Here is a 12,987-nt window from a genome sequence, read left to right as displayed (position 1 = left end):
GTTAGCCCTTTTCAGAATGTGGTCGGCGAGAGAGGATTCGAACCTCCGACCCACTGGTCCCAAACCAGTTGCGCTACCAAGCTGCGCTACTCGCCGAATGCGGAGCGCATCTTACTGCTGAGGTGCGCCCCCGTCAATCCCTTATTTTCAAAAAGCCATTCAACTGGCGATATTCTCGCCAGGGCAGCTACTGCGCGGCTTTTACGCTGTTATCAGGGAGTTTACACCAGTTGTTGTTTTCGTTAATCCCACCATTCGGTGAGGTATAACCGAGACAACCCATAATGGTGTCGTACAGCTCAACGTGACGGCGCGGCACCTTCATCTCCGCCTCTTTTTTCAGCTGAGCAAACATCTTCGCCTTCTCCGGATTTTCAAGATACTTATCCGACATCCACATGATCATCGGCACGCGGAACTGCTCCGGCGGTGCCAGCTTGCGCGGCGTACCGTGCAGGTGCTCTTTCTCATTGATGGATTCACCGTGGTCTGCCGCGTAAATCACAATCGCTTTTTTATCGCGCAGCTGGTCGATCACCCGGCTCAGGAAGGTATCCACGTACAGCACCGAGTTGTCGTAGGCGTTGATCAGCTCCTGCTTGCTGCAGTCTTTATTAATGCCCACGCACTCAGGCTGCCACTTCGCAAAATCACGGGTGTAGCGCTGGTAGTAGCTGTAATGCGACCCTTTGGTATGCAGAATAACCAGATGCTTGCCCTGCGGATGGTTCTTGAGGGATTGCGACATCTCTTCCAGCAGCAGCATGTCGTCGACGTTTTTACCGCGGTTACGCGGTTCGGCGCCAATCTGCTCGCGGTACGCGATGTTATCTGCCAGAGTATTGGTGTAGAACCACATCTCACTTTGCATAGCGAACAGGTCTGAGCTAAATCCAAGCTGCTTCAGCACGGCAAACACGTTCTGCTCTTTCAGCGTGCGTTGCGGGTTATCGCTTGCACCGCCTTCACGCACAAACATACAGCGCAGCGAGAGCTTCGTTGCGGTATCGCAGGAGTAGCCACGGTAAGCCACCAGGTTTTTCTCCTGCGCCAGCTTTGGCGTGGTGTCCCGGTTATAGCCGAGAATACCCATATGATCCCAGCGCGTCGTTTCGCCGATGACGAAGACGACGTACGTATCATCAATCCCGTCGGCTGGCGGCTGGTAGGTGAATTTTTTCGTTGGATTGATCAGCGATTTCACATCACTGGATTCGTCCGCCTGCGCCCAGGCATACAGACCTAACGCTGACAGCCAGTTAGACGGCAAATAGGAGTTTGCCACCACGCCGCCATAGCTTGGCATATCCACGCCCGTCGCTTTTTCGACGCGTTTTTGCTGCGTTTCCATCAGGCGGATTGGCGCCCATACCAGCAGTCCGGCCAGCAGGACAACGACGATATTGCGGATCCGCTGTCCACGCGTGCGCAGCTGGCGTAACAGCGTATAGCGGCACGTATTGTTCCAGATAAAGAACAGCGGTATCAGACAGGTTAAAACTGTCCAGACGATAAAGCCTTTCCCTACCACCTCTTTCGAGAGATCGATATCCGTGGTCATCACCGAGGCAACGATACCGTACCCAATGACCACGTTCATAAAGGTCATGTAATAGCTTGCGGCGGCGGAAATAATCACCACCAGCGAGGCCAAAATTTGCCAGGTACGTCGGCCAAAAAGGGACAGCAGGCGTAAGAGGAAGAAGGTAGCGAGGACGGAACCGAACACTTCAATGGCGGCAAAAATACCATTACTTACGGTAAGGTGTTCAAAATAACCTTCCACTCTTCTGAACAGTACCGCGCCATTCAGAAATAATCCGATATAGACAGCCAGCATCAGACACAATCTTTGCTGGGTAAGAGACCTAATGTATTTCATGCAAACAACCCTGGGGGAAGGGGTATAAAAACCCGACGAATCTCAAAGAGAAAGCGGACAGAGTACGTAAATGCGTAAGGAAGCGTTATTAGAAACGTCTACAAGCGCGATAAGTAGACCACAGCGGGAGAGAAAAGTGGCAGCAGAGAGTGTGATCGGTATAAATTTTTACAAAATATCGAGACGGGAAGCGTCTCGCATAAAGAAAAAAGAGGCCACAGAGGCCTCTTTCATACTGCTTACGCGTGCGCTTCTTTGAATACTTCACGCTGCGGCTGGCGAATCGTGGTCGAGAGCGCCAGCGAGATAATCAGCAGGGCAAATATGACGCAGAAGGTCACGTAGAACCCGCCGAACAGAGAGGCTATCAGCGAGCCGCAGATGCTGCCGATCCCGAAGCCAAGATAGATAACGCCGTAGTTTTTCGCCAGATTGTTCAGGCCAAAGAACTCGCTTACCAGTGACGGGAAGACGGTAATGGTGCCGCCGAAGTTAAAGGCCACGCAGGCAATCGCCGCAAAGAAGGTGGCTTCATTCAGCGGAGCGAACAGCAGCGCCGCCATGCCGACCAGCGAAACCACCTGCCCAATCGTAATCACACGGATGCGGGCAATTTTGTCAGACAGAATACCGAGCACCAGACGACCGGAGAGGTTGGCAATGGAGATGACCGTCACCGCGTTCGCCGCCGTGGCCGCATCCAGCTTCACCATCCCCTGTGCGATATCCTTCGCCACGCCGATAACATACAGTCCGCTCATGCAGGCCGTCAGGAACATCACCGCCAGCATCCAGTACTGCGGTTTACGCATGGACTGCGCGAGGGTGAAGTCGTTCTCCACCACGCCGTTAACGGATTTGACCTCCTGCTGCGGCGCATCGGTCATCAGCGTGGCGCCGAACAGAATCATCACCAGCACGATTGCGCCCCAGATCATAAAGGTGTTTTCGAGGCCAACGGACGCCAGCAGATGGGAGTCGATAAATTTGAATCCGAGGCTGCCCAGGCCATAGGAGCCGATGGCGAATGCGGAGATGAGGCCTTTACGCTCCGGGAACCACTTCACGCAGTTCGACAGGGTCAGCAGGTAACCTGCGCCATCGGCCAGACCCACCAGCACGCCGGCGCTCAGCCACAGCATCATCAGGTTGCTGGAATGCGCCGTCAGGAAAAAGCCCAAACCCAGCAGAATGCCGGACGCCATGGTCACACGCTTCACGCCAAAACGCTCCTGCAGCTTGCCCGCGACGGAAGACGAAATCGCCAGCCCCAGGCTCAGCAGACCAAAGGAGAACGCAACCTGGCTGACCGGTGCGCCGAGTTTGTCGGAAAGCGCGCTGTTAAATAGGCTCCAGGTATAGACCGACCCCAGCGCAAACTGGGTGACGATGGTGCCAAAGAGCGTGAGCCAGCGCGTGCGGTTATAAGTTGATGTGTTCATGGCAGTCGTCCTGCAAGAGAAATTAAGGAAGTTCGCTGAGGACAACGATAAACAAAACCTTAATACGCCTGGGGTAAAACGGCATGAAATGCAGGCGGAACGGAATGAAATGCCTGGAATCAGGAATGAATGGCCTGGCCCGGGAATAAAGCGACAGCGTGTTAGTATACGCTATCGCTGTAAAGCCCGTGGTTGTTGTATTCGAGATGTTATCGTAACGTTTAAAAAAGTAACAACTCTAGAAATTTGCGCTAACGCCGAGGGTGTATAAAAACTCCTCACCGGTGGTGGTGTGCTCCCCCTGAGCCAGCGACGCATAGGCCGCGACGTGCGTATTAAAAGGAATATCCGTTCCCACGGTGACGTCCATCCAGCTACCGTTTTGGGCAGGAGCTGGCGTTTGCGGCATGCCAAACTGCGATTTCCACTGGTTTTCACCAAACTGTTGGTTATAGCTAATCTGCGCCCAGGGACGGAGATCGCCGTACTGGGTATTCACGCGCCACCCCAGCGTGCTGACGCTGGCATGCCAGAGCGGGTCGGTGATTGCCTGCGTCGACGCGCTATCACCAAACTCGTTGATCATCATGGGAGCCGTGCCGTCGTATCGCCACGCCACCACCGGACCGGTGGTGATACGCGCTGAAACCGGAAAATTCCAGCCCACGCTCATCGCCCCCTCCGGCGTGCTGCCAGAAGGTATATTCAGGGCAAGACCCGGCGCGTTTTGCGAAGACTGAATACGCTCAGCCAGAATATCCTCATAACGCGGTTGGTGATCCGCGTCCCATGTATAGCGTTCCGCCGTATTATTTTGGGCGTCTGAAACGATATATTCCTGTTGCCAGGCAGACGCTGTATTACAAAAAAACAGGCAGGCTGAAATTCCCACCAGGCCAGAAGCAGCATGGCGACCACTGATTTTTTTTATCATCATCAACGCGACCCCAGAGAGAGCCGAATTCGGCGATATTTGTCGTTATTCAGGAAGAGCTTATAGCCCTTGTATTAACTATTGTCTTTATAGTAAACACGTCAAGCCAGTCAGAATGAAAATTTTGAGAAATCAGTATCAATAAGGGAGATGACGGATGGAACGTTGCGGTTGGGTGAGCCAGGATCAGCTTTATATCGATTATCACGATCGGGAATGGGGCGTACCGGAAACGGATGGCAAAAAACTCTTTGAGATGATCTGCCTCGAGGGCCAGCAGGCGGGGTTGTCATGGATTACGGTGCTGAAGAAACGCGAAAACTACCGCAACGCCTTCCATCAGTTCGATCCTGTCGCCGTCGCCGCGATGACCGATGAAGACGTGGAACGCCTGGTGCAGGACGCCGGTATCATCCGCCATCGCGGTAAGATCCAGGCCATCATCGGCAACGCTCGCGCTTACCTGGCGATGGAGCAAAACGGCGAATCATTTTCAGATTTTGTCTGGACGTTTGTGAACAACGATCCGCAGGTCACACAGGCCGCCTCGCTCGCGGAAATCCCGGCCTCCACCCCGGCCTCGGATGCGCTCTCGAAGGCCCTGAAAAAACGCGGCTTTAAGTTTGTCGGTTCCACCATCTGCTACGCCTTTATGCAGGCCTGTGGCCTGGTCAACGACCACGTTACCGGCTGCTTCTGTCATCCGGGAGGCCATCATGATCCGCAAATGGCAAAGTGAGAATACCGCGCCGCTTCTGAGCCTGTGGCTTGAAAGCACCACGGAAGCGCATCCGTTTATCGAGCCGGGTTACTGGAAAGAGAACGAGGCCATGGTGCGGGACGTTTACCTGCCGTCGGCGGAAACCTGGGTCTGGGAACAGGATGGCGAGCCATACGGATTTATCAGCGTGATGCAGTCTCAGTTTGTCGGCGCGCTGTTTGTCGCACCATCATGCATCGGGAAAGGCATCGGGCGCGCGCTGCTGAACCATGTTCAGCAGCGCTTCCCGCATTTAACCCTGGAGGTGTACCAGAAAAATGTGCGGGCGGTGAATTTCTACCATGCTCAGGGCTTTCGCATTGAAGACAGCGCCTGGCAGGATGATACCCAGCACCCGACGTGGATCATGAGCTGGCAGGCGGATCAAACGCCGTTAAGGTAAGCTCGGGGCCTTGATATTTCTCTACCCAGGCCAGCGCCGTGTTCCCTGCGCAGCCATTCCCCAGCTTCGAGCTGGGGAGATCTTTGGTCAGCACGTTAACCGCCCCGTTTTTACAGATCCCTCCCTCGGCGGGCTCAAGGTCGGGCCATGCGCCCTGATGAATGCAGATCACGCCCGGTTTAATTCCGTCGCTCACCACCGCCCCTGCCAGCACCTGCCCGCGCGAGTTCCAGACGCGCACCACGTCGCCGTCCGTAATCCCCCGGGCTTTCGCATCGAGGGTATTCAGCGTGACGGGCTCTCGCCCGGCGACCGCATACTGCTCGCGCAGAGACGTATAGTTAAGCTGGCTGTGCAGGCGGTGCGCGGGATGCGCTGACAACACCTGCAGCTGTTCCGGCTGGGCGTTGCCGTGCCACTCGTCCGGCTCGAGCCACATAGGGTGTGGCGGGCAGTCGGCATAGCCAAAGCTGGCGATGCGCTCGCTATAGATCACGATCTTTCCGCTCTCGGTTTTCAGCGGGTGGCTCTCCGGGTCGCGGCGGAAATCGGCAAAACGGACAAACTTCGCGTTCTGTTCGCTCTCCGGCATCTCGACGATCTGGTTCGCTTCCCAGAATTCGGCAAATGGCGGAAGCGCCACGCCCTGCGCCGCGCCGCGCTGGCCGGCAATCTGGTAGAAGCTCTCCAGCCATTGCAGATCGCTTTTCCCTTCGGTAAAACGCTCGCGACCGCCCGCTTCCCACAGCTCGCTCAGTTCAGCAAACACGTCAAAATCATCACGCGCTTCGTCTCGCGGGGCCACTACGCGCTTCATCGGAACCATATGCTGGTTGCTGTAGTCGCCGGTCATAGTGAGATCGTTACGCTCAAACGAGGTGGTCGCTGGCAGGACAATATCTGCATGCTTAGCCGAGCCGGTCCAGAAGCACTCGGAAATCACCACCAGCTCCGGCTTTTGCCAGGCGCGGATCAGGCGGTTGGTATCCTGATGGTGCGTGAAGTTCGACCCGCCCGCCCACCAGACAAATTTAATGTCCGGGAAGTGGCGGTCCAGACCGTTGTGCTGATAGAAACCGCCCGGGTTTTCCAGGGCTTCAACAATACGCGCCACCGGGATTTTATCCACGGCATCGACGCCGCCCTGCACCGAGCCTTGCAGAGACGCCAGCACCGCCGCTTTACGCGTCGGGTTACCGCCGTTTGCAAAGTGATAGGAGAGACCAAAACCCCCGCCCGGCGTGCCGATCTGCCCAAGCATTGCGGCAAGGGTGACCAGCATCCAGTGTTTTTGCTCGCCAAACTGCTGACGCTGCATTCCCCAGCCGGACATTAGCATAGTGGTATTTTTATGGAACAACGCCGCCAGTTCGCGGATTTTATCTGCAGGTACGCCGCAAATATCTGCCGCCCACTCAGCCGTTTTCGCCACCCCATCGGATTGGCCCGTCAGGTAGTCGGCGAATTTATCGAAACCGGTGGTACAGCGCGTCAGGAATTCAACATCGTGCCAGCCGTTTTCTACCAGCGTATGGGCAATCCCCAGCATCATCGCCACGTCGGTGCCCATATGGGGGGCAATCCACTCGGCGCTGTCGCCGAAGAAATCCATGGTTTCAGAGCGCATCGGGTCAATGCAGATGATGCGCTTGCCGCTTTTGCGCAGCGCGTCGAAATACCCAATGCCCTGCTCGTCGCTGGCATTCCAGGCAATTTTCAGCGTATTGAGCGGGTTGGCGCTCCAGAGCACTACCACGTCGGTATGCGCCAGCACCAGCGGCCAGCTGGTCTGCTGCTGGTACACTTCGTTCCCCCCTACGACGTACGGCATGATCGCCTGCGCCGCGCCGGTGGAGTAATCCCCGAGATGGCCGGTATAGCCTCCCGCCAGGCTCATGTAGCGCTGCAGCAGCGTCGAGGCCTTGTGCAGCACGCCGTTCGAACGCCAGCCGTAAGATCCGGCAAAAATGGACGACGGACCGTAAGTGTCGCGAATGCGCTTATGCTGGGCGTGGATCAGCGCCAGCGCGTCATCCCAGCTCACGCGAACAAACTCATCCTGACCGCGGATCCCCTGCGGTTTATCCGGCGAGGCCAGAAAACCTTTACGCACCATCGGCCAGCGCACGCGCGTTTTGCTGTGCACCTGATCGCGAACGACGGTCTGTAACGAGTTGGGATGTTGGGTTGGCAGTGCCCCGCGGGACGACAGAACATTTTCGCCATCGGTTTCGACCAGCATCGGCCCCCAGTGGGCGGCGGTCAGAATGGTTTTCGTTGAGGTGCTCAAGCGTGCGCTCCTGGTTGCGTGCAGGTTTACGGCCTTCTTTCTGAGGCAGTTTATGGTTTGTCACAAATTTCAGAGTTATACCCGGAATTTTCTCCGTATCTGGACGTCATAATCAACTGCCACGCTCGCCGTGGCAAAGAATAAAAAGGATTAAGGAAAGAAGATGAAAAAACGCGTACTCGTTATTGCCGCTCTGGTGAGCGGTGCACTGGCTGTTTCTGGCTGCACAACTAACCCTTACACCGGTGAGCGTGAAGCGGGTAAATCCGGCATTGGCGCGGGTATCGGCTCGCTGGTCGGCGCAGGCGTGGGGGCGCTCTCCTCCTCCAAGAAAGACCGCGGTAAAGGCGCGCTGATTGGCGCCGCGGCGGGCGCGGCACTGGGCGGCGGCGTTGGCTATTACATGGACGTGCAGGAAGCGAAGCTGCGCGACAAAATGAAGGGAACCGGCGTGAGCGTGACGCGCAGCGGCGATAACATCATCCTGAATATGCCGAACAACGTGACCTTCGACAGCAGCAGCGCAACGCTGAAACCCGCGGGCGCGAACACGCTCACCGGCGTGGCGATGGTGCTGAAAGAGTACAACAAGACCGCCGTGAACGTGATGGGCTACACCGACAGCACCGGCAGCCAGGATCTGAACATGCGTCTGTCCCAGCAGCGCGCCGATGCCGTAGCCAGCTCGCTGATTACCCAGGGCGTTGAAGCCAACCGCATCCGCACCAGCGGCATGGGACCTGCCAACCCTATCGCCAGCAACAGCACGGCGGAAGGCAAAGCGCAGAACCGCCGCGTTGAGATTACGTTGAGCCCAATTCAGTAGGTAAAAGCAAAACGGCAACGCTCGTTGCCGTTTTTAGTGGTTGCACCCTCTCCCGTGGGAGAGGGCTGGGGTGAGGGCACCAGACCGCACCCTCCGGTAAGCGCAGCGCCACCGGGCAAATTACTTGATTCGTCTGATTTTCCCGTTAAGGTATTCTCACTAAATTCAGGGAAATCAGCGATGAGCAAACCAGCCCGGGCCACCATCAGCGACGTGGCGAAAGCCGCCAAAACCGGTAAAACCAGCATTTCGCGCTACCTTAACGGCGAGAAACACCTGCTGTCCGACGCATTGCTGGCGCGTATTGAACAGGCCATTGCCGATCTCGACTACCGTCCCAGCCTCATGGCGCGCGGGCTCAAACGCGGCCGCACCCGCCTTATCGGGCTTATTATCGCCGATATCACCAACCCCTATTCCGTTAACGTGCTCAGCGGTATTGAAGCCGCCTGTCGCGAGAAGGGCTTCACGCCGCTGGTCTGTAATACCAACAACGAAGTCGACCAGGAGCTGCATTACCTCGATCTGCTGCGCAGCTATCAGGTCGAAGGGATTGTGGTGAACGCGGTGGGCATGCGGGAAGAGGGTTTAAACCGCCTGCAGCAATCCTCCCTGCCCATGGTCCTCATCGACCGTAAAATCCCGGAATTTGCCTGCGATGTGGTCGGGCTGGATAACACCCAGGCCGCCACGACCGCCACCGAACATCTGATCGAACAGGGCTTCGAGGCCATTCTGTTTCTGAGTGAACCCTTAGGGATGGTCAATACCCGTCGCGAGCGCCTGAGCGCATTTCGCGCCACGCTGGAGCGATATCCCGGCGTGATCGCCGAAAATGCCGAAACGCCGCTTCACGAAGCCGACCAGCTCGATAACACCCTGCGCCAGTTCCACACGCGCCATCGCGGGATGCGCAAAGCCGTTATCTCCGCAAACGGGGCGCTGACGCTTCAGGTCGCCCGCTCGCTCAAGCGCATTGGCCTGCACTGGGGCAGCGATATCGGTCTGCTGGGGTTTGATGAACTGGAGTGGGCGGAACTGGCGGGCGTCGGCATTACGACCCTCAAACAGCCCACCTGGCAGATTGGCTATGCTGCTGTTGAACAAGTGGTTCGTCGTATTGAAGGCACCAGCGATGCCGTTCGCGAGCAGGTCTTCTCCGGCGAGCTGATCGTTCGCGGCTCCACGGCGCGTTAATTTTCCCTTGTGATACCGATCATAAATTCGACATCCTGACCTTTTCTTTGGAACCGGTTCCATCTAGCGTAATAGTATTGATATGTTGCGATGGAGTCCGAAGATGGGCAGGAAAATTATGGTGGTCACCGCCGCGTACGGTGCGGAACAGGTGCGACAGGCAGGCGGTCAGCGGGCGATGCTTCCCGTTATTGCAGGCGCAGGGGCAGACGGCGTGGAGATCCGCCGGGAACTGTTCAGCAGCGAAGAGCTGCTGACGCTGCCTGCGCTGGGAGAATCCATTGAGCTGCTCGGCCTGCTGGCGTGCTACTCCGCCCCCGCCGCCCTGTTTATGCCCGACGGCACCCTCAACCCGGATCTGACCCGCTATCTCTCTGAGGCCAGCACCCTGAACGCCCTGTGGCTGAAGGTTTCCCTGGGCCATTTCCGCGACGCGCAGCCTCTCGACGCCCTGCGTAGCCTGCTGAACGCAAGCGGCATGGCGCTGGTCGTGGAGAACGATCAGACCGACTGTGGACAGCTCGCGCCGATGCAGCGCTTCCAGGCCGCCTGTCGGGAAATGGCATTGCCCGTCACGCTGACCTTCGACATGGGCAACTGGCTGTGGGTCGGTGATTCCCCCGAAGAGGCCGCGCGTCACCTTGCCCCTGCGGTGAGCTATATCCACGTGAAAGCCGCCGTGCCGCATAAAGATAACTTCCGCGCCGTGGCGCCGGACCACGCCGATGCGCGCTGGCTGGATCTGCTCGGCCAGCTGCCTGCCGATGCCCCGCGCGGTATCGAGTTCCCGCTGGAAGGGACGGATTTAACCGCCGTTACCCGCCATTACGTCAACCTGCTGCGCGAGGAGTAAACCATGCACAAGACGCTGGATGTCATCACGATCGGCGAAGCCATGGCGATGTTTGTCGCCACCCAAACGGGCGAGCTGAGCGCGGTAGAGCACTTTATCAAACGCGTGGCGGGCGCAGAGCTGAACGTCGCGACCGGCCTGGCGCGTCTCGGCCTTAACGTCGGCTGGGTCAGCCGCGTGGGGGACGACAGCTTTGGCCATTTCGTTCTCGACTCGCTGAAAAAAGAGGGTATTGATGCCGCAGGCGTCACCCTTGATGCACGCTTCCCTACCGGCTTTCAGCTTAAATCTAAGGTCGAAAATGGAACCGATCCCATCGTGGAATATTTCCGTAAGGGATCGGCCGCAAGCCACCTCTCAGTGGCGGATTACCACGTCGACTATTTCGCCTCCGCGCGCCACCTGCACCTCAGCGGCGTGGCGGCAGCGCTGTCCGCCAGCTCGTATGAACTGCTGGATCACGCGGCAGCCACTCTGAAAGCCCAGGGAAAAACGATCTCTTTCGATCCGAACCTGCGCCCGGTGCTGTGGAAAAGCGAAGCGGAAATGGTCGAGAAGCTCAACCGTCTGGCGTTCAGAGCGGACTGGGTTCTGCCGGGCCTGAAAGAAGGGATGATCCTGACCGGTAAAAGCACGCCGGAAGGCATTGCCGATTTCTTCCTGAATAAAGGGGTAAAAGCGGTGGTGCTGAAGACCGGCGCCGATGGCGCATGGTTTAAGACGGCCGACGGCGAACAGGGCGCGGTCGCGGCGGTCAAGGTTGAGAACGTGGTCGACACCGTCGGCGCGGGCGACGGTTTTGCCGTGGGCGTGATTAGCGCCCTGCTGGAAGGCAAAACGCTGCCGCAGGCCGTGGCGCGAGGCAACAAGATTGGCTCGCTGGCCATTCAGGTGCAGGGCGACAGCGAAGGATTACCCACGCGAGCAGAGCTTAACGAATAAACATCCCCCTCACCCTAACCCTCTCCCCAGAGGGGCGAGGGAATGACTTGCTCCCTCTCCCCTCTGGGGAGAGGGCCGGGGTGAGGGGCATAAATCGCACTCAGCAAAACAAGCCACCGTGTACCCTACAGACAACGGCGGTAACAACCTCAACAACAGAGGCAAGCCTATGAACAGTTCGACCAATGCAGTAAAACGCTGGTGGTACATCATGCCAATCGTGTTTATCACGTACAGCCTGGCGTATCTTGACCGTGCCAACTTCAGCTTCGCGTCCGCGGCGGGGATCACAGAGGACCTTGGCATCACCAAAGGTATCTCCTCCCTGCTGGGAGCCCTTTTCTTCCTGGGCTACTTCTTCTTCCAGATCCCCGGCGCGATTTATGCGGAACGCCGCAGCGTGCGTAAGCTGATCTTCGTCTGCCTGATCCTGTGGGGCGCCTGCGCGTCACTGACCGGCGTGGTGAACAATATTCCTGCCCTGGCCGCCATTCGCTTTATCCTCGGCGTCGTTGAGGCGGCGGTGATGCCGGCGATGCTGATCTACATCAGCAACTGGTTTACCAAATCTGAACGCTCGCGCGCGAATACCTTCCTGATCCTCGGTAACCCGGTGACGGTACTGTGGATGTCGGTGGTATCTGGCTACCTGATCCAGTCCTTCGGCTGGCGCGAAATGTTTATTATCGAAGGGGTTCCGGCAGTGATCTGGGCATTCTGCTGGTGGGTGCTGGTGAAGGATAAACCTGCCCAGGCGAAATGGCTTTCCGAAGACGAAAAAGCGGCGCTGCAGGCGCAGCTGGATAAAGAACAGCAAGGCCTGAAGGCGGTACGCAACTACGGTGAAGCCTTCCGCTCGCGCAACGTGATCCTGCTCTGCGCGCAGTACTTTACCTGGAGCATTGGCGTGTACGGCTTTGTGCTGTGGCTGCCGTCGATTATCCGCAGCGGCGGCGAGAACCTCGGGATGGTAGAAGTGGGCTGGCTCTCTTCCGTACCGTACCTGGCCGCGACCATCGCCATGATCGTCGTCTCCTGGGCGTCGGACAAGCTGCAGAACCGAAAATTGTTTGTCTGGCCGCTGCTGCTGATCGCTGCTTTTGCCTTTATCGGCTCGTGGGCCGTGGGTGCAAATCACTTCTGGGCCTCTTATACCCTGCTGGTGGTCGCCGGTGCCGCCATGTATGCCCCGTATGGTCCGTTCTTTGCCATCATCCCGGAAATGCTGCCGCGTAACGTCGCGGGTGGCGCGATGGCGCTGATTAACAGTATGGGTGCGCTGGGGTCGTTCTGCGGCTCCTGGTTCGTTGGCTACCTGAACGGTGCCACCGGCAGCCCGTCCGCATCGTACATCTTTATGGGGGTGGCGCTTTTCGCCTCCGTGTGGCTTACTCTGATTGTTAAGCCTGCTAATAATCAACAACACCCTGTCGGCGCACGCCACGCCTGAATCCTTAA

At 57.5% G+C, this 12,987-nt stretch carries 11 protein-coding genes and 1 tRNA gene; 7 read left to right on the top strand and 5 right to left on the bottom strand.

Annotated elements, in window-relative coordinates:
- Window positions 1-19: 19 nt before the first annotated feature.
- From NI40_RS00880 to NI40_RS00865, 4 genes are all read right to left on the bottom strand, one after another.
- A tRNA-Pro gene (locus NI40_RS00880) sits at window positions 20-96 on the bottom strand.
- 91 nt (window positions 97-187) lie between these two features.
- The gene (gene eptB, locus NI40_RS00875) at window positions 188-1,882 is read right to left on the bottom strand and encodes a kdo(2)-lipid A phosphoethanolamine 7''-transferase (RefSeq protein WP_039261186.1); all 1,695 of its coding nucleotides are present in this window, start codon (window positions 1,880-1,882) and stop codon (window positions 188-190) included.
- 239 nt (window positions 1,883-2,121) lie between these two features.
- Window positions 2,122-3,324: an L-lactate MFS transporter gene (locus tag NI40_RS00870; protein ID WP_033146995.1), complete on the bottom strand. Its 1,203-nt coding sequence runs from the start codon at window positions 3,322-3,324 to the stop codon at window positions 2,122-2,124.
- A gap of 238 nt (window positions 3,325-3,562) precedes the next feature.
- Entirely contained in the window at window positions 3,563-4,261 is a 699-nt protein-coding gene (locus NI40_RS00865) for an autotransporter domain-containing protein (protein WP_033146996.1), read from the bottom strand.
- A 154-nt stretch (window positions 4,262-4,415) separates the two neighbouring features.
- Between NI40_RS00865 and tag the strand changes: the two genes are divergently transcribed.
- A complete protein-coding gene (gene tag / locus NI40_RS00860) occupies window positions 4,416-4,997 on the top strand; it encodes a DNA-3-methyladenine glycosylase I (protein WP_039261185.1) in 582 nt (193 codons plus the stop codon).
- Entirely contained in the window at window positions 4,975-5,421 is a 447-nt protein-coding gene (locus tag NI40_RS00855; protein WP_032661790.1) for an N-acetyltransferase, read from the top strand. Before tag ends, NI40_RS00855 begins: the two co-directional genes overlap by 23 nt.
- Here the strand turns inward: NI40_RS00855 and NI40_RS00850 are convergent.
- A complete protein-coding gene (locus NI40_RS00850) occupies window positions 5,384-7,663 on the bottom strand; it encodes a molybdopterin guanine dinucleotide-containing S/N-oxide reductase (protein ID WP_045143165.1) in 2,280 nt (759 codons plus the stop codon). The two genes, NI40_RS00855 and NI40_RS00850, sit on opposite strands and share 38 nt — an antisense overlap.
- 211 nt (window positions 7,664-7,874) lie before the next feature.
- Here NI40_RS00850 and NI40_RS00845 point away from each other — a divergent pair, with 211 nt between their 5' ends.
- The 5 genes from NI40_RS00845 (at window position 7,875) to NI40_RS00825 (ending at window position 12,979) form a co-directional block, all read left to right on the top strand.
- The gene (locus NI40_RS00845; protein WP_024909080.1) at window positions 7,875-8,537 is read left to right on the top strand and encodes an OmpA family lipoprotein; all 663 of its coding nucleotides are present in this window, start codon (window positions 7,875-7,877) and stop codon (window positions 8,535-8,537) included.
- 180 nt (window positions 8,538-8,717) lie between these two features.
- On the top strand, window positions 8,718-9,734 hold the full coding sequence (locus NI40_RS00840) for a LacI family DNA-binding transcriptional regulator (RefSeq protein WP_039261180.1): 1,017 nt from the start codon (window positions 8,718-8,720) through the stop codon (window positions 9,732-9,734).
- A 103-nt stretch (window positions 9,735-9,837) separates the two neighbouring features.
- A complete protein-coding gene (locus NI40_RS00835) occupies window positions 9,838-10,587 on the top strand; it encodes a sugar phosphate isomerase/epimerase family protein (RefSeq protein WP_039261178.1) in 750 nt (249 codons plus the stop codon).
- A gap of 3 nt (window positions 10,588-10,590) precedes the next feature.
- Entirely contained in the window at window positions 10,591-11,529 is a 939-nt protein-coding gene (locus tag NI40_RS00830) for a sugar kinase (protein WP_039261176.1), read from the top strand.
- 169 nt (window positions 11,530-11,698) lie between these two features.
- Window positions 11,699-12,979, top strand: coding sequence for an MFS transporter (locus tag NI40_RS00825; protein ID WP_023309951.1), 1,281 nt, complete (start codon window positions 11,699-11,701; stop codon window positions 12,977-12,979).
- Window positions 12,980-12,987: the final 8 nt, after the last annotated feature.

The organism is Enterobacter sp. E20, assembly GCF_000801755.2.
Classification (GTDB): Bacteria; Pseudomonadota; Gammaproteobacteria; order Enterobacterales; family Enterobacteriaceae; genus Enterobacter; species Enterobacter asburiae_B.
The sequence above is the reverse complement of the archived record's forward strand: the minus strand, read 5'-3'. Positions and strand labels throughout refer to the sequence as shown.

Bases quoted from the DNA above. Each gene is read 5' to 3' on its own strand.
- eptB (WP_039261186.1), bottom strand. From the start codon at position 1,882: ATGAAATACATTAGGTCTCTTACCCAGCAAAGATTGTGTCTGATGCTG.
- NI40_RS00870 (WP_033146995.1), bottom strand. From the start codon at position 3,324: ATGAACACATCAACTTATAACCGCACGCGCTGGCTCACGCTCTTTGGC.
- NI40_RS00865 (WP_033146996.1), bottom strand. From the start codon at position 4,261: ATGATGATAAAAAAAATCAGTGGTCGCCATGCTGCTTCTGGCCTGGTG.
- tag (WP_039261185.1), top strand. From the start codon at position 4,416: ATGGAACGTTGCGGTTGGGTGAGCCAGGATCAGCTTTATATCGATTAT.
- NI40_RS00855 (WP_032661790.1), top strand. From the start codon at position 4,975: ATGATCCGCAAATGGCAAAGTGAGAATACCGCGCCGCTTCTGAGCCTG.
- NI40_RS00850 (WP_045143165.1), bottom strand. From the start codon at position 7,663: ATGCTGGTCGAAACCGATGGCGAAAATGTTCTGTCGTCCCGCGGGGCA.
- NI40_RS00845 (WP_024909080.1), top strand. From the start codon at position 7,875: ATGAAAAAACGCGTACTCGTTATTGCCGCTCTGGTGAGCGGTGCACTG.
- NI40_RS00840 (WP_039261180.1), top strand. From the start codon at position 8,718: ATGAGCAAACCAGCCCGGGCCACCATCAGCGACGTGGCGAAAGCCGCC.
- NI40_RS00835 (WP_039261178.1), top strand. From the start codon at position 9,838: ATGGGCAGGAAAATTATGGTGGTCACCGCCGCGTACGGTGCGGAACAG.
- NI40_RS00830 (WP_039261176.1), top strand. From the start codon at position 10,591: ATGCACAAGACGCTGGATGTCATCACGATCGGCGAAGCCATGGCGATG.
- NI40_RS00825 (WP_023309951.1), top strand. From the start codon at position 11,699: ATGAACAGTTCGACCAATGCAGTAAAACGCTGGTGGTACATCATGCCA.